12 protein-coding genes are annotated in these 15,687 nt (G+C 70.6%); 9 read left to right on the top strand and 3 right to left on the bottom strand.

The features are described 5' to 3' along the window. Positions 1-80: 80 nt before the first annotated feature. Together ACN27F_RS09075 and ACN27F_RS09070 are read left to right on the top strand one after the other, a co-directional pair. Complete coding sequence (locus ACN27F_RS09075) at positions 81-269, top strand: hypothetical protein (protein ID WP_421432354.1); 189 nt, start codon at positions 81-83, stop codon at positions 267-269. Continuing rightward, positions 263-1,222 carry a hypothetical protein gene (locus tag ACN27F_RS09070; RefSeq protein ID WP_421432351.1) on the top strand — a complete coding sequence of 320 codons (960 nt, stop codon included), beginning with the start codon at positions 263-265 and terminating at the stop codon, positions 1,220-1,222. Before ACN27F_RS09075 ends, ACN27F_RS09070 begins: the two co-directional genes overlap by 7 nt. On the opposite strand, the gene ilvD is transcribed toward ACN27F_RS09070, so the two are convergent. Then, positions 1,201-3,048: a dihydroxy-acid dehydratase gene (ilvD, locus tag ACN27F_RS09065; protein ID WP_421432349.1), complete on the bottom strand. Its 1,848-nt coding sequence runs from the start codon at positions 3,046-3,048 to the stop codon at positions 1,201-1,203. The two genes, ACN27F_RS09070 and ilvD, sit on opposite strands and share 22 nt — an antisense overlap. A 130-nt stretch (positions 3,049-3,178) precedes the next feature. On the opposite strand from ilvD, the gene ACN27F_RS09060 reads away from it, so the two are divergent. The 6 genes from ACN27F_RS09060 (at position 3,179) to serA (ending at position 12,651) form a co-directional block, all read left to right on the top strand. Beyond that, positions 3,179-5,530 carry a putative bifunctional diguanylate cyclase/phosphodiesterase gene (locus ACN27F_RS09060; RefSeq protein ID WP_421432346.1) on the top strand — a complete coding sequence of 784 codons (2,352 nt, stop codon included), beginning with the start codon at positions 3,179-3,181 and terminating at the stop codon, positions 5,528-5,530. A gap of 267 nt (positions 5,531-5,797) precedes the next feature. Then, positions 5,798-7,717 carry an acetolactate synthase large subunit gene (locus tag ACN27F_RS09055; RefSeq protein WP_421432343.1) on the top strand — a complete coding sequence of 640 codons (1,920 nt, stop codon included), beginning with the start codon at positions 5,798-5,800 and terminating at the stop codon, positions 7,715-7,717. Between the two features lie 49 nt (positions 7,718-7,766). After that, positions 7,767-8,282, top strand: coding sequence for an acetolactate synthase small subunit (gene ilvN, locus ACN27F_RS09050; RefSeq protein ID WP_421432340.1), 516 nt, complete (start codon positions 7,767-7,769; stop codon positions 8,280-8,282). 76 nt (positions 8,283-8,358) lie between these two features. Then, positions 8,359-9,372, top strand: coding sequence for a ketol-acid reductoisomerase (gene ilvC / locus ACN27F_RS09045; RefSeq protein WP_421432337.1), 1,014 nt, complete (start codon positions 8,359-8,361; stop codon positions 9,370-9,372). Between the two features lie 179 nt (positions 9,373-9,551). Then, entirely contained in the window at positions 9,552-10,787 is a 1,236-nt protein-coding gene (gene mpgS, locus ACN27F_RS09040) for a mannosyl-3-phosphoglycerate synthase (protein ID WP_421432335.1), read from the top strand. A gap of 265 nt (positions 10,788-11,052) precedes the next feature. Beyond that, positions 11,053-12,651, top strand: a complete 1,599-nt coding sequence (gene serA, locus ACN27F_RS09035) for a phosphoglycerate dehydrogenase (protein WP_421432333.1) — start codon at positions 11,053-11,055, stop codon at positions 12,649-12,651. Between the two features lie 88 nt (positions 12,652-12,739). Here serA and ACN27F_RS09030 read toward each other — a convergent pair whose 3' ends face one another. Together ACN27F_RS09030 and ACN27F_RS09025 are read right to left on the bottom strand one after the other, a co-directional pair. After that, positions 12,740-13,141, bottom strand: a complete 402-nt coding sequence (locus ACN27F_RS09030) for a hypothetical protein (protein ID WP_421432331.1) — start codon at positions 13,139-13,141, stop codon at positions 12,740-12,742. A 295-nt stretch (positions 13,142-13,436) separates the two neighbouring features. Further along, on the bottom strand, positions 13,437-14,261 hold the full coding sequence (locus ACN27F_RS09025) for an FAD:protein FMN transferase (protein WP_421432329.1): 825 nt from the start codon (positions 14,259-14,261) through the stop codon (positions 13,437-13,439). Positions 14,262-14,484: 223 nt separating this feature from the next. Here ACN27F_RS09025 and ACN27F_RS09020 point away from each other — a divergent pair, with 223 nt between their 5' ends. Continuing rightward, positions 14,485-15,516: a 3-isopropylmalate dehydrogenase gene (locus ACN27F_RS09020; protein WP_421440072.1), complete on the top strand. Its 1,032-nt coding sequence runs from the start codon at positions 14,485-14,487 to the stop codon at positions 15,514-15,516. Positions 15,517-15,687: the final 171 nt, after the last annotated feature.

Genomic DNA, 15,687 nt, shown 5'->3' with positions numbered 1-15,687 from the left:
GGCACCGGCCGGACGGGTGGGACCATCTGCGGAGGGTTGTCGCGTGGTGGCGGAGAGCCCGCGGACAGGAATCGACGATCATGATCAACTTGATCGTGATCGGTCTGATCGTGGCCGGCACGGCGTTCCGGCTGGCGGTGGTCCTGCTGGGCGCCCCGCCGACCAACAGCGACGAAGCGATCATGGGCCTGACGGCGTGCCTGTTTCCAAGCCGCTGGTTCCCGGTGCTGGTCGTCGGGTTGCTCGCGGTCGGTTCGACCGGGTGTTGAAAAACCAGTTGATCGCTGGCGGCGGGTACCCGGAGATGAACCCGGCCGGCACGGTCCTGACGCTGCTCGCGCTCAGCGGTGGCGGCGAGCCGGCGTCCTGGGGGCAGCGGTGGTACGGCGGGGTGGTGCTCGGCGTACCGATGGGGATGGGGTTCTGCGCCCCGGGCCACTGCGCGGGCTGGCAGTCATGGTGGGCGGCGGTGTTCCTGATCCTGCTGGTGGTCGCGGTCGTGGCTGCGGTCCGGGGATTACGCCAGGCCGGCACCGGGGCGACGGCCGCCCGAGCAGGGAGGCTACCAGCCCAGGCGACCCGCCTGGCGCTGCTGCTGGCGGCCGCGTCGACGGTCCTGCTGTACGTGCGCAGCGACGCCGCCGGCAACACTCCGCAGGAAAGCGCCCGCTACCTCGCCACCCTCACGATCTCCCTGCCGGCGTTGCTGTGGCCGCTGTGGGTGGCGGTCCGCCGGTCCGCACGGGTCGGCTGGCGGTCGGGATGGGGATCGGCCGCGGCGCCGGTGCTGGTGGCCGCCGCGCTGTCGATGGCCGTGGCCACGGTGCAGGCCACCACCGCCGTACCGGTCTACCGGTCATGGGCCGCCGATCGGCAGGCGATGATCGACCAGCTCCGGCAACTCGGCGTGCGCCATGTCTACAGCGAGTACTGGACGTGCAACAACATCACCTTCGCCACCCACGAGGAGATCGTCTGCGCGGTGATCGACGAAGGCGACCTGAGCCCGGGGCAGGACCGCTACCCGCCGTACCGGCAGGCGGTGGCGGCCGCCCCGCATCCGGCCTGGGTGCTGCCGATCGCCTCACCCGCGCACCTGCTGGTCCGGCGCCGGCTCGCCGAGCTCTACCCGGGTGCCGAACCGGTCACCGTGGACACCCCGGGCTATCGGGTGTACCTACCGCCGCCGGCGGTGGCCGCTCACTCCGGGACCCGGCGGTAGGCGCCGTCGCTGGCCGAGGTCGCCATCGACGCGTACGCCCGCAGCGCCGCCGACACCGGCCGGTCCCGGTCCACCGGGGTGTACGGGCGGTCCCGCTTCTCCTGGGCGATCCGCCGGGCCTGCAACGTCTCCTCGGCCACGTTGAGTTCCAGGCGGCGGGCCGGGATGTCGATGACGATCTCGTCGCCCGTCTCGACCAGGGCGATCGTGCCGCCGGACGCGGCCTCGGGGGAGGCGTGTCCGATGGACAATCCGGACGTGCCGCCGGAGAACCGCCCGTCGGTGATCAGCGCACACGCCCGGCCGAGCCCCCGACCCTTGAGGAACGAGGTCGGGTAGAGCATCTCCTGCATGCCCGGCCCGCCCCGAGGTCCCTCGTACCGGACCACGACGACGTCCCCGGCGACCACCTCGCCGGCGAGGATCGCCGACACCGTGTCCTCCTGCGACTCGTACACCTTGACCGGACCGCGGAAGGTCAGGCACTCCTCGGGAACCCCGGCGGTCTTCACCACCGCGCCCTGGGGCGCCAGGTTCCCGTGCAGGATGGCCAGGCCGCCGTCGGCGGAGTAGGCGTGCGCGACGTCGCGGATGCAGCCCTGTGCCGCGTCGGTGTCCAGGCTGGACCACCGGTTGGTGGTGGAGAACGGCTCGGTGGTGCGCACCCCGCCCGGTGCGGCGTGGAACAGCTCGACCGCCTCGTCGGTCGCCGCCCCGCCCCGGACGTCCCAGTCGGCCAGCCACCGGGTCAGCGACGGCGAGTGCACCGCGTGCACGTCGCGGCGCAGCGCGCCGGCCCGGTCCAGCTCACCGAGGATCGCCGGGATGCCGCCGGCCCGGTGCACGTCCTCCATGTGGTATTTCGGGGTGTTCGGGGCGACCTTGGCCAGGCAGGGTACCCGGCGGGAGATGGCGTCGATCTCGGCCACGCCGAAGTCGAGCTCGGCCTCGCGGGCGGCGGCCAGCAGGTGCAGCACGGTGTTGGTGGAGCCACCCATCGCCACGTCGAGGGCGACCGCGTTCTCGAACGCCGCCCGGTCGGCGATCGAGCGGGGCAGTACCGAGGCGTCGTCACCGTCGTACCACCGCTTGGCGATCTCCACGGCGGTCCGGCCGGCCTCGACGAACAGTGACCTGCGGGCGGCGTGGGTGGCCAGCACCGACCCGTTGCCCGGCAGAGCCAGCCCGATCGCCTCGGTCAGACAGTTCATCGAGTTGGCGGTGAACATGCCGGAGCAGGAGCCGCAGGTCGGGCAGGCGGAGCGTTCGATGGTGCCGAGCTGGTCGTCGGTGACCGCCTCGTTCGACGCGGCGATCATCGCGTCGATCAGGTCGAGCTTGGCATGCACGATCCCCTCGATCGCGACCGTCTTTCCGGCCTCCATCGGCCCGCCGGAGACGAAGACGGTCGGGATGTTCAGCCGCAGCGCGGCGAGCAGCATCCCCGGCGTGATCTTGTCGCAGTTCGAGATGCAGACCAGCGCGTCGGCGCAGTGCGCGTTGACCATGTACTCGACCGCGTCGGCGATCAGCTCCCGGCTGGGCAGCGAGTACAGCATGCCGCCGTGGCCCATCGCGATGCCGTCGTCGACCGCGATGGTGTTGAACTCACGCCCGACCCCGCCAGCGTCGGCGACGGCGTCGGCGACCAGCCCGCCGAGGTCCTTCAGATGTACGTGTCCCGGTACGAACTGGGTGAAACTGTTGGCGATGGCCACGATCGGCTTGCCGAAGTCGTCGTCGGTCATCCCGGTGGCCCGCCACAGGGCCCGGGCACCGGCCATCGTCCGACCGTGCGTGGAGGTCTTCGACCGCAGCTCAGGCATTTGGCAAGTGTTACACCGGGGTTGCCGCCGGCGCGCCGTGAGCCGTGGCGCGTTTCACTTGTCGGGATGTTACCTGGACCGGATGCCACCCCGGCACCACAGCGCACGCGCGATCCGGCAGAGTTGTCCCGTGCACCTCCCTCCGGGCATGCAGGCTCTCGCGCTGGCGATCGGGCTGGTGGCGGTGCTCGGCACGGGATGGCTGTTCGTCGGCGCGCGGCGCACCGGCGGAGTACGCGGCCACGCCCGCCGGCTGATCGCGGTCGGTGCCGGGCTGGCCGCCGGCAGCACGGTTGTCGCGCTGGTCGGGGTCGCGGCGCTGGCCGGCACCTGGGAGCGGCATCTGGAGCAGCGAGTCCTGCTCGCCTCGGTGGTCTCGGTCGGGCACACCCTCAGCGGGCTGTCGCTCGCCTGGGGGCTGCTACGGCTGCCGGGCACCGCCGGGCGTCCCGGACCTACCCCCCGCTACCTGCTGGACTGCCTGGCGGTCGGCACCGCCCTGTGGTTCACCGGCTGGGTGCTGGTCGCCCCGCCGGCGTGGTTCTCCGGCGCCGGCATCATGGCCGCCACCGCCCGCTGCCCGGCGATCGTGCCCAGCACCGGCACCATCGCCGTGATCACCGGGGTGGCGGTGGTGACCGCGTTGCGGGGCACCGGCCGCCGACGCGGGCTGGTGATCAGCGGCACCGGCGCGGTGCTGATCGGGCTCAGCGGGATCGGCACCGCCAGCGGTATCTGCCAGGCCGGTCCCGGGCTGGCGCTGGCCGGTGCCGCCGTGTTGCCGGTCGGACTGGCGTTGACCGGATACGGCGGTCGGCGGGCCGGCGAGTCCGACGAGGCAGGTCTCGACCTGCTCACCAAGGGCACCGGGTACGCGTTCCTGCCGGTGGTGACGATGGCCGCGGCGGGCCTGTATCACCAGACGCGCGGCGGGCAGTTCACCGTTCTCGCGGTCGCGGTCGCCAGCCTGCAGGGCTTCGTTCTGGTCGCCCGCCAGTACGTCGCTCTGCTCGACGTCCGCCGGTACGCCGAGCAACTGGCCGCCAGTGAGTCGCACTTTCGCAACCTGGCACACACCGACCCACTGACCGGCCTGGCCAATCGCCGAGCGCTGCTGCGGGAGATCTACGACTACGTCGTGGCGCGACGTCCCGGCGTGCTGCTCGCCCTGGACCTCGACGGCTTCAAGACCGTCAACGACATGCGGGGCCACGACGTGGGCGACTCGGTGCTGGTCGAGGTGGGGCGCCGCCTGGCCGCCGGACTCGCCACCGGCCAGACGGGTTGCGCGGTCGGCGGCACGGCCGCCCGGCTCGGTGGCGACGAGTTCGCGGTACTGCTGCCGTTGACCGATCCGGACGAGGCCAAGCGGGCGGCGGCGCGCCTGCTCGCCGTGCTCAACGAGCCGTACCCGCACGACGAGAGCCCCATCTACGTGTCGGCCAGCATCGGCATGGCCTGTTGCGGCACCGCGCCGGACGTGGCGACACTGCTGCGTAACGCGGACCTGGCACTGCGCTCGGCGAAGCAACGGGGCAAGAACCGGGTCGAGCTGTACGACGTTTCGTACGACCAGGCCCAGCGGCGGCGGATCCTGCTGGAGCACGAGATGCGTGGCGCGATCGACCGCGGTGAGCTGCGACTGGCCTTCCAGCCGGTGGCGGCGGTGCCGTCGGTGCGCCCGGTCGGCGCCGAGGCGCTGCTGCGCTGGCACCACCCCGAGCTGGGCAAGGTGCCGCCGGACGAGTTCATTCCGCTGGCCGAGGAATGCGGCATGATCAGCCGGCTGGGTGCCTGGGTGCTCGACGAGGCCTGCCGGCAGCTGTCCCGCTGGCTGGTCGACGGCCACGACGTCTGGGTGTCGGTCAACGTTTCCCCGTACGAGTTGCACGCGCCGGAGTACGTCGGCCAGGTCAGCCAGGCACTGCGGCGCTACCGAGTGCCGCCACAACGGTTGGTACTGGAAGTGACCGAGCATGCGGTCGCCCGTGATCTGGCGGAGCTGATCCGCCGGTTGACGGCGTTACGCGCCACGGGGGTACGGATCGCGCTCGACGACTTCGGTGCCGGCTATTCCTCGCTCGGGCAGTTGCGCAACCTGCCGATCGACATTCTCAAGATCGACCATAGCCTGGTCGCGGAGCAGGAGCCGCCGCGCCCGCCGCGCCCGGCGCCGTCCGGGCGGCGGGCGTTCGCCCCGATGGTCGACGTCGTGATGCGGCTCGGCCACCAACTGGGCCTGGAGGTCATCGCGGAAGGAGTGACCAACCAGGCGGAGCTGGCGGTGGTGGTGGAGGCCGGCTGCCGGTTCGGTCAGGGCGCGCTGTTCGGCTGGGCGGTGCCGGCCGAGCACCTGGAGGCGATGCTGGAGGCGGCCACCTCCCCGGGAGCGCGTCGGACGGCGGACGGCGGCCGGCCACCGTCACCTGCGCAGCAGGCACCACCTGCGCAGCGGGTATCGCCCGCCCAGAATCTGGGATGAGTTGACTCATCGCGTGAGATGCGTCAGGCTTAGCCCCATGTCGCTGACTAGGTCGTCTCGAGTACTTACCTGAGCGCACTCTCACGCCGAGAGTGCGCTGGCCCCGTGCATCTGCACGAGGGCCGTTTTTATTGTCAAGATCCGTTGATTTCCGGCCGGCCGGGGCCGATTCACCCCACCGAGGTCGACCCGCCGCTGGACAACGGCCCGCGACCCACGCGCCACCGACCATGTCACGAGACCACCGAGCTGAAGGCCTGAACCGTCATGACGAGACCCACGCCCGAGACCCTCGCCCACCGCGTCCAGTCGGCCGCGGGGCCCACCCCGACCCCGGCCACCCTCGCCAATGTCGCGACCGCGCCGCCGGCACCGCCGGTAGCGGTCTCCGGCGCGGGCTGCCTGGTCCGGTCCTTGGAGGCGCTCGGCGTCGATGTCGTGTTCGGCATCCCCGGCGGGGCGATCCTGCCGGCCTACGACCCGCTGTACGACTCGACGGTGCGGCACATCCTGGTCCGGCACGAGCAGGGGGCGGGGCACGCGGCGACCGGGTACGCCCAGGCCACCGGGCGGGTCGGGGTCTGCATGGCGACCTCCGGGCCCGGCGCGACCAACCTGGTCACCCCGATCGCCGACGCGTACATGGACTCGGTGCCGATCGTGGCCATCACCGGTCAGGTGGCCCGCCCGTCGATCGGCACGGACGCCTTCCAGGAGGCCGACATCCAGGGCATCACCCTGCCGATCACCAAGCACAACTACCTGGTGCAGTCGGGCGAGGAGATCCCGCGGGTACTGGCCGAGGCGTTCCACCTGGCCGCGACCGGCCGACCCGGGCCGGTGCTGGTCGACATCCCCAAGGACGTGCTGCAGGCGCCGACCACCTTCGCCTGGCCGCCGACGCTGGACCTGCCCGGTTACCGACCCACCCTGCATCCGCACGGCAAGCAGATCCGCGAGGCGGCCCGGTTGATGGCCGCCGCCCGCCGGCCGGTGCTCTACGTCGGCGGCGGGGTGCTCAAGGCCCGGGCCACCGACGGACTGCGCCGGCTCGCCGAGCTGACCGGCATCCCGGTGGTCACCACCCTGATGGCCCGTGGCGCCTTCCCCGACTCGCACCCGCAGCACCTGGGCATGCCCGGCATGCACGGCACCGTCGCGGCCGTGTACGCGCTGCAGAAGGCGGATCTCCTGGTGGCGCTCGGTGCCCGGTTCGACGACCGGGTCACCGGCAAGTTGGACTCGTTCGCCCCGCAGGCGGCCGTGGTGCACGCCGACATCGATCCGGCGGAAATCGGCAAGAACCGCGTCGCCGACGTGCCGATCGTCGGCGACGCCGGGCACGTCATCGACGAACTGATCGAGGCGTACCAGGCGGTGGAGCGGGGCGCCCCGGCCGGCCGCGCGGCGACCGGTGCCGGGAGTGCCGCTCGCCCGGCGGCGCTGCGCGGTGGTGCCGGTGCCGGCGACCGCACCGACTGGTGGTCGCAGCTGGACGACCTGCGCCGGCGTTATCCGCTCGGCTACGACGAGCCGGATGACGGCACCCTGTCGCCGCAGTACGTGATCGAGCGGCTGGGCAAGCTGGCCGGCCCCGAGGCGATCTACGTGGCCGGCGTCGGCCAGCACCAGATGTGGGCGTCCCAGTTCATCTCGTACGAGAACCCGAACACCTGGCTCAACTCCGGTGGCCTGGGCACCATGGGGTACGCGGTGCCGGCGGCGATGGGCGCCAAGGTCGGCAAGCCGGACACGGTGGTCTGGGCGGTCGACGGAGACGGCTGCTTCCAGATGACCAACCAGGAGCTGGCCACCTGCGCGTTGGAAGGCATCCCGGTGAAGATCGCCGTGATCAACAACGGCAACCTGGGGATGGTCCGGCAGTGGCAGACCCTGTTCTACGGGGAGCGCTACTCCAACACCGAGCTGGGCACCCACAAGCACCGGATTCCGGACTTCGTCAAGCTGGCCGAGGCACTCGGCTGCGTCGGTCTGCGTTGCGAGAACGCCGCCGACGTGGACAAGACCATCGCCGCCGCGATGGAGATCGACGACGTGCCGGTCGTGGTCGACTTCGTGGTCGGCAAGGACGCCATGGTCTGGCCCATGGTCGCCGCCGGCACCAGCAACGATGAAATCATGTTCGCCCGGGACGTCCGGCCGAACTTCGACGACGACGACCTGTGACCTGCGGAAAGCCGCAGGATCTGGGTTGTGATCCGATGATGAGGGACAGATGACCAAGCACACGCTCTCCGTGCTGGTGGAGAACAAGCCCGGGGTGCTGGCCCGGGTGTCCGGCCTGTTCTCCCGGCGCGGATTCAACATCGACTCGCTGGCGGTCGGGGAGACGGAGAATCCGGAGGTCTCCCGGATCACCATCGTCGTCGACGCCGACTCCTCACCCCTGGAGCAGGTGACAAAGCAGCTCAACAAGCTGATCAACGTACTGAAGATCGTGGAACTCGATCCGGGCGTCTCGGTCGCCCGCCAACTGCTGCTGGTCAAGGTCCGGGCCGACCGGGCGATGCGATCACAGGTGCTGGAGACGGTCAACCTGTTCCGGGCCCGGGTGGTGGATGTCGCACCGGACACCCTCACCGTCGAGGCCACCGGCACGTCCGACAAGCTGGACGCGCTGCTGCGCGATCTCGAACCGTTCGGGATCAAGGAGATGGTGCAGTCCGGGCTGGTCGCCATCGGGCGCGGTTCCCGGGCGATCACCACCGGGCCGGCTCTGCGCGCCGCCTGAGCATCCGCACCGCGGCAGTCTGCTGCCGCCTGAGAAACAAGCCGGCCAGGGAGGCCGGGCACACGAGAGGGAAGTCATGACCGCTGAGGTGTTCTACGACGACGACGCGGACCTGGGCATCATCCAGGGCAAGAAGGTCGCCGTGCTGGGGTACGGCAGCCAGGGCCACGCCCATGCGCTGTCTCTGCGCGATTCCGGCGTCGACGTCGTGATCGGCCTGCCGCAGGGATCCAAGAGCCGGGTCAAGGCGCAGGAGCAAGGGCTGCGGGTGCTGACTCCGGCCGAAGCGTCGGCCGAGGTCGATGTGATCATGGTGCTGGCGCCGGACACCGCCCAGCGCTCGCTCTACGCCGAGGCGATCGCGCCCCACCTGACGGCCGGCAAGGCGCTGTTGTTCGGCCACGGGCTGAACATCCGGTACGGCTTCATCACCCCGCCGGCCGACGTCGACGTGGCGATGGTGGCGCCGAAGGGCCCGGGACACCTGGTACGCCGCCAGTACGTCGACGGCAAGGGCGTGCCCTGTCTGGTCGCGGTCGAGCAGGACGCCACCGGCAGCGCCTTCGACCTGGCGCTGGCGTACGCCAAGGCGATCGGCGGCACCCGCGCCGGCGTGATCAAGACCACTTTCACCGAGGAGACCGAGACGGATCTCTTCGGCGAGCAGGCGGTGCTCTGCGGGGGTGCGGCGGCCCTGGTGCAGACCGGGTTCGAGGTGCTCACCGAGGCCGGCTACGCACCGGAGATCGCGTATTTCGAGTGCCTGCACGAGCTGAAGCTGATCGTCGACCTGATGTACGAGGGTGGCATCGCCCGGATGCGCTACAGCGTGTCGGACACCGCCGAGTACGGCGACTACTCCCGGGGCCCGCGGGTGGTGGACGCCCGCGTCAAGGAGGAGATGCGCAAGATCCTCGCCGAGGTGCAGTCCGGTGAGTTCGCCCGCGAGTGGATCGCCGAGGACGACGCGGGTCGGCCGAACTTCGCCAAGTGGCGGGCCGAGGGCGCGGCGCACCCGATCGAGGAGACCGGTCGCAAGCTGCGCGGCATGATGAGCTGGGTCGATCGGCCGATCACCGAGACGGCCTGATCCGACCGGAGGGGCCCGTCACTATACGTAGTTGGTGGCGGGCTCTGTGGCTAACTCCGGAAGGCTTTCGTTACCGGGAGATTGCGGCCTGACGTCGATTTCGGGCGAGAGGTTTCTGACGCCGATTATTGACCTACGGTTACAGGTAGTTAATGGCTGCCTCGGGTAATGTGCCCCGCATGCGTCTGGAGCAATCGCACCGCTCGGAGCGCTTCGGTGCCGTTCGCATCCATGAGCTTCAGCGTGTCATCGAGCTGGACTCGGGGGATGTCACCGGAGACCGCGGCCGTGGACTCGTCTCGCAGGAGGCCATCCGGGAGATCGAGCGTGACCTGGTAGTCGTGATCCCCTGCATGAACGAGACACGCAGGGTGATCGAAGGAGTGCTCTCCGGCATACCGCATGACTGCCTGATCGTGCTCGTCTCCAACAGCGGACGGCAGCCGGTGGACCGTTACGAGATCGAAGCGCAGACAGTCGAGCAGTTCTGCCGATACGCCGACCGTCCGGCGATAACCGTGCACCAGCGAGATCCGGGACTCGCCGCCGCCATGAAGGCTGCCGGCATGCCGGAACTCATCGACGAGTCCGGGTTGGTCCGCGCCGGCAAGGGCGAAGCCATGCTGGTCGGGATGGCCGTGGCCGCGCTCACCGGCCGCAAGTACCTCGGCTACGTCGACGCCGACAACTACGTGCCCGGCGCGGTGCACGAGTACTGCAAGGTCTACGCCGCCGGGCTGCACCTGGCCGACAGCCCGTACTCGATGGTCCGGATCTCCTGGCACTCCAAACCCAAGCTGCGCGACGGCCGGCTGTTCTTCAGCCGCCGGGGTCGCAGCTCGGAGATCACCAACGGCTTCCTCAACCGGCTGATCGCCGAGTATTCCGGATTCGGCACCGAGGTCATCGCCACCGGTAATGCCGGCGAGCACGCCCTCAGCCTCGACCTCGGGCTGCGCCTGCGGTTGGCCGGTGGCTTCGCCGTCGAGCCGTACGAGTACGTCGATCTGTTCGAGCGCTTCGGTGGCATCCTGGACACCGACTGCCCCGAGGTGCTGGCAAGCTCGGTGCCGGTCCTGCAGGTGGAGACCCGTAACCCGCATTTCCACGACAACAAGGGCGAGGAACACGTACAGGGCATGCGGATGCAGGCGCTGAACGTGCTCTACCACTCGCCGGTCTGCCTGCCCGCGGTCCGTGAGGCGATCCTGGAGTTCATGGTCGCGCAGGGAGCGCTGCCGCCGGGAGTCGAGCCGCCCCGCGAGCGGATCTATCCGCCGGTCGGGTCACTCGCCTTCGACCTGCTCTACGACACGTTGGAGACGGAAGCCGGCACCTTCCGCCAGATCGGCGACGGGACGATCGAGCGGGGCTCGATGGCCCGGCAGCCGGTCGGCCCGGCGGCGAGCACCTGATCGTGGTCGCCGTGTCGGCCGGCACCCGGCCGACACGGCGATGCCTGTGGCGATGACCCGACCGGCACCGGTGCGCCCGGTCGGGTGTTAGGTCTGATTTGTGAGGGCCCTCACCCCGGGCTCCGAGCCATGCCGTCCACGGCTGCGCCTACGATCGCGGGTAGGCCGCCTCCGCGCCGACGCGACACCCGGGGCCGGGGGAGCGTAGGGCGCGAAGCGGCGCCCCACCGCCGCAGATACCCGTCCCGGACGACCATGAGGACCAATGAATCCTGTCGTACTGATCGCTGAAGAACTCGCGCCCGCCGCCATCGACGTGCTCGCCCACGATTTCGACGTCCGCCACGTCGACGGTACCGACCGTCCGGCCCTGCTCGCCGCGTTGGCCGACGCCCACGCGGTGATCGTGCGTAGCGCCACCCAGATCGACGCCGAAGCGCTGGCCGCCGCCGGGCGCCTGAAGGTGGTCGCCCGCGCCGGGGTCGGGCTGGACAACGTCGAGGTGCCCGCTGCCACCGCCCGCGGTGTCATGGTGGTCAACGCGCCCACCTCGAACATCGTCTCCGCCGCCGAGCAGGCCATCGCCCTGCTGCTGGCGGTGGCCCGCAACACGGCCAGCGCCAGCGCCGCGCTGAAGGCGGGCGAGTGGAAGCGTTCCAAGTACACCGGTGTCGAGATTCAGGGCAAGACGGTCGGCGTGGTCGGTCTCGGCCGGATCGGGGTGCTGTTCGCCCAGCGGATCGCCGCGTTCGGCACCCGGCTCATCGCGTACGACCCGTACATCCAGCCGGCCCGTGCCGCGCAACTCGGCGTTCGGCTGGTGGGGCTGGAGGAACTGCTGCGGGAAAGTGACTTCATCTCGATCCACCTGCCGAAGACACCCGAGACTCTGGGGCTGATCGGGGAGAAGGAACTGGCCGTCGTCAAGCCCGGGGTGCGGATCGTCAACGCCGCCCGGGGTGGCCTGGTCGACGAGCAGGCGCTCGCGGACGCCCTCGCCGAGGGGCGGGTCGGCGGGGCCGGCGTCGACGTGTACGCCAAGGAGCCGTGCACCTCCTCGCCGCTGTTCGCCTTCGACAACGTGGTGGCCACTCCGCACCTGGGCGCGTCGACGGCCGAGGCGCAGGACAAGGCCGGCCTGGCGGTGGCCCGCAGCGTCAAGCTGGCGTTGCAGGGCGAATTCGTCCCCGACGCGGTCAACGTGCAGGCCGGCGGGGTGGTCGCCGAGGACGTCCGCCCGCTGCTGCCGTTGGCCGAGAAGCTCGGCAAGGTCTTCACCGCGGTGGCCGGGGTGGTCGCGGCGAGCGTCACCGTCGAGGTACGCGGCGAGGTGGTCAGCAACGAGGTGTCGGTGTTGAAGCTGGCCGCCACCAAGGGCCTGTTCTCCTCGGTGGTCGAGGAGCAGGTCACCTACGTCAACGCCCCGCACCTGGCCGCCGACCGTGGCGTCGAGGTCGAGCTGGTCGCCCACCCGGACACCGCCGAGCAGCCCAATCTGGTGACGCTGCGCGGGGTGCTGCCGGACGGCCGTACGGTCAGTGTCTCCGGCACCGTCGTGTCGAGCGCCGGTCGTGACCTGATCCGGCTGACCGAGGTCGACGGTTTCGATCTGGAACTGACCGCCGAGGGCATTCTGCTCTTCTTCCGCTACACCGACCGTCCTGGCGTGGTCGGCACGATCGGATCGATCCTCGGCGAGGCCGGGGTGAACATCGCGGCCATGCAGGTCGCCCGGCGCGAGGCCGGCGGCGAGGCACTGATGACGCTCACGGTCGACTCGGCGGTCGGCGCGGAGTCGCTCGGAACGGCCGCGAGCTCGATCGGCGCGACCGCCGCGAGCGCTGTCGACCTGCGCGAAGACTGAGCGGGTCCGGGCCCGGCGCGGGAGACCGATCCCGGCTGGTGGGTCTGCGCGGCGGTTCGGGGGGGCAGCTCCCCGAACCGCCGTCCGTTCACCGGGCCGACATGCGTTGCGCCGGCGGGTAGACCGAGCCGTCCTGCGGATCGAGCAGGACAAGGTCGTGTTCCTGAGCCAGCCGTTCGATCGCGAGCAGCACCTCGTCGTCGCAGGTGTGGTGCAGATTCATCTCGATATGGTCGGTAGCCGCGTGCAGTGGGACCTTTGCCCAGGGGCAGTCGGCGTTGCCCGACACGGCGGGACGGTCTGGATAGTGGGCGGTCAGCGCGGAGTAGAAGGCCGCTATCCGGCGGTCGGTGTCGCCGTCGGCGTGCTCACCCTGGCGGCACAGTTCATGTGCCGCGTGTACGTCCGCCGACGTGGACTTGTCGTCCAACGCCCATACGACTAGATCAAATGTCACGCCGGATAGGGTGCCATCACTGCAGCTGATCATTCCAGCCCGGTGGCGGTCCGCCTCCGGCGCGACCGTGGCCGGGCCGGCACGAAGAATCTCAAAACCTTGCGTCCTGTCGCGCGGAATCGATAGCGTGGCGATGCAGTCGCCCAGGAGTTGTTCCGGTGGCCGACGTCTTCGGGTGACGTTCGGTCCTGCTGCGCTCGCTGGCGACAGCGCCCCCGGTGCGCGAGCCTGGCGCACGCGTCGCCGGTCAGCTCCCGTGGTCCTTTGCCGAGGCCGCGGGAGCTGACCGCGTCGGGCCCGCACCCACGTCGACGAGCTGCCCGTGGGCTCAGCTTGTGCAGGCCAGGTCGAGCACGTGGTAGCCGTCTGCGGTCGGAAACCAGTGCCTGCCCTGCGTGCCAGCGGCGAACAGCGCGGTGGCGTACCCGTCCGCGATGGCGAGATCGGCTCCGATCACCATCGCGGCTGCCGACCGGTCGACGACCGAGCCGGCGTGCGGATCGATCACGGGCCCGCGCCGCGCGGTGAGCCCGCAGGTGCCGATGGCACCGTCCACCATGGTGACCAGTACCGGCGCGCTCGCGGGTTGGTCGGCGGCCGGCGCTGGTTGCAGGGCGATCCGCCAGGGCCCGCCGTGTGGCGCGTGTCCGTGTACGGTCAGGTCGCCGCCGCTGATCACGGCGTAGTCGCAGATCCCGGCGGCGCGTAACCGGCTCGCGGCCCGCTCGATCGCCCAACCCTTGATCATTCCGGCCGGATCGAATCCACCAGGGACGGCCCACGGGTCGAACCAGCCGTGTGTCGCGACCCGCAGGGCGGTGCAACGGTCCACGATGTCGGCGAGCGGCGGGTAGACCTCCGGCGCCACCTCGCCCCGGCGCAGCAGCGAGACCAGACTGTTGGGCCGCAGTGGACTGTAGGTCACGTCGATGGCGCGCAGTTCGGCCACGGCGTCGGCGATGGCTTCGCTCAGTGCGCGCCGTCCGATCCGCTCACCGCCGACCAGCACCAGTTGGTACTCGGCGGTGGAGGTGGTGACGGTGTGCCGGGCGACGAGCCGCCCGGCCGGGCGATGCCCCGGTGAGCTCGCCAGGGCGGTCGGACCGACCAGCAGGTCAGGCGGCTCAGGCTGGACAGCACGGTGTACCAGCATCGTCACGACTCCTTCACCGGCGCCCGGATTCCGGTTTCACCTACAGTAGTCGGCCGGCGTAAGTATGGTGTAAAGCCCCGCTGGGCACTTGCTGTGCGTGGCCGGGAGATACCCGGCGTTGTCCATGCGTGTCCGCATAGTGAGACCGACGTACCGTTCAGCGGGACGATCGCTTAACGTTCGCTAGGCGGTAGGTTCGGCGTGAGAAGGAGTGGACGTGGCGATGGCGCGGATCGCGGTCGTGGCCGGAGACGGCATCGGAGCCGAGGTGACCGCGCAGGCACGGAAGGTCATCGACGCGGTGCTGCCCGGGGTGGAAGCCACCGAGTACGACCTCGGCGCGGCCCGCTACCACCGCACCGGCGAAGTGTTGCCCGACGCGGTGCTGCAGGAGCTGTCCGGGCACGACGCCATCCTGCTCGGCGCGGTCGGTGACCCTACCGTGCCGCCCGGAGTGCTGGAGCGGGGCCTGCTGCTCAAGCTGCGATTCGCCTTCGACCAGTACGTCAACCTGCGGCCTGCCCGGTTGTGGCCGGGTACGGCCAGCCCGCTCGGCGGAGTCAAGGCCGGTGAGATCGACTTCGTGGTGATCCGCGAAGGCACCGAGGGTCTGTACGCCGGAGCCGGTGGGACGTTGCACCGGGAGACCCCGGCCGAGGTGGCCACCGAGGAGAGTCTCAATACCCGGTACGGCGTCGAGCGGGTGATCCGCGATGCCTTCACCCGGGCTCAACGGCGGGAACGGCGCAAGGTCACCCTGGTACACAAGTCCAACGTGCTGACACACGCCGGCGCACTGTGGTCGCGGACGTTCGCCGCGGTCAAAGCGGACTTCCCGGCGGTCGAGACCGAATACCAGCATGTCGACGCGGCGGCCATGTTCATGGTCACCCAGCCGCAGCGCTACGACGTGGTGGTCACCGACAACCTGTTCGGTGACATCCTCACCGACATCGCCGCCGCCGTCACCGGCGGTATCGGCCTGGCCGCCAGCGGCTGCATCAATCCGGAGCGGCGGTACCCGTCGATGTTCGAGCCGGTGCACGGTTCCGCCCCGGACATCGCCGGCAAGGGGGTCGCCGACCCGGTGGCCGCGGTGCTCTCCGCCGCCCTGCTGCTCGACCATCTCGGCCACCCGGCCCAGGCCGAGCGAGTATCCCAGGCGGTCGCGGCCGAGCTGGCTTCCCGCGCCCCGGGAGCCGCGCTGCGTACCGCCGAAATCGGTGATCGGCTCGCGGCGCACGCCGCCGGCTGACTGAGCCACCCCGCGCAGCGCTGCTACCCGGCGCGGCGCCACCCGACCACCCGGCGCAGCCGGGCCCTCGGCGCTGCCCGCCCGGGACGGTGCCTGACCTGCCCGCGTCAGGTCTGCCCGCGTCACGTCCGTTCCACCGCGCGCCCGATCCACCGCCACACCCGACGTCGC

This window comes from Solwaraspora sp. WMMB335 (assembly GCF_049179075.1).
In the GTDB taxonomy this organism is placed as follows: Bacteria; Actinomycetota; Actinomycetes; order Mycobacteriales; family Micromonosporaceae; genus Micromonospora_E.
The sequence above is the reverse complement of the archived record's forward strand: the minus strand, read 5'-3'. Positions and strand labels throughout refer to the sequence as shown.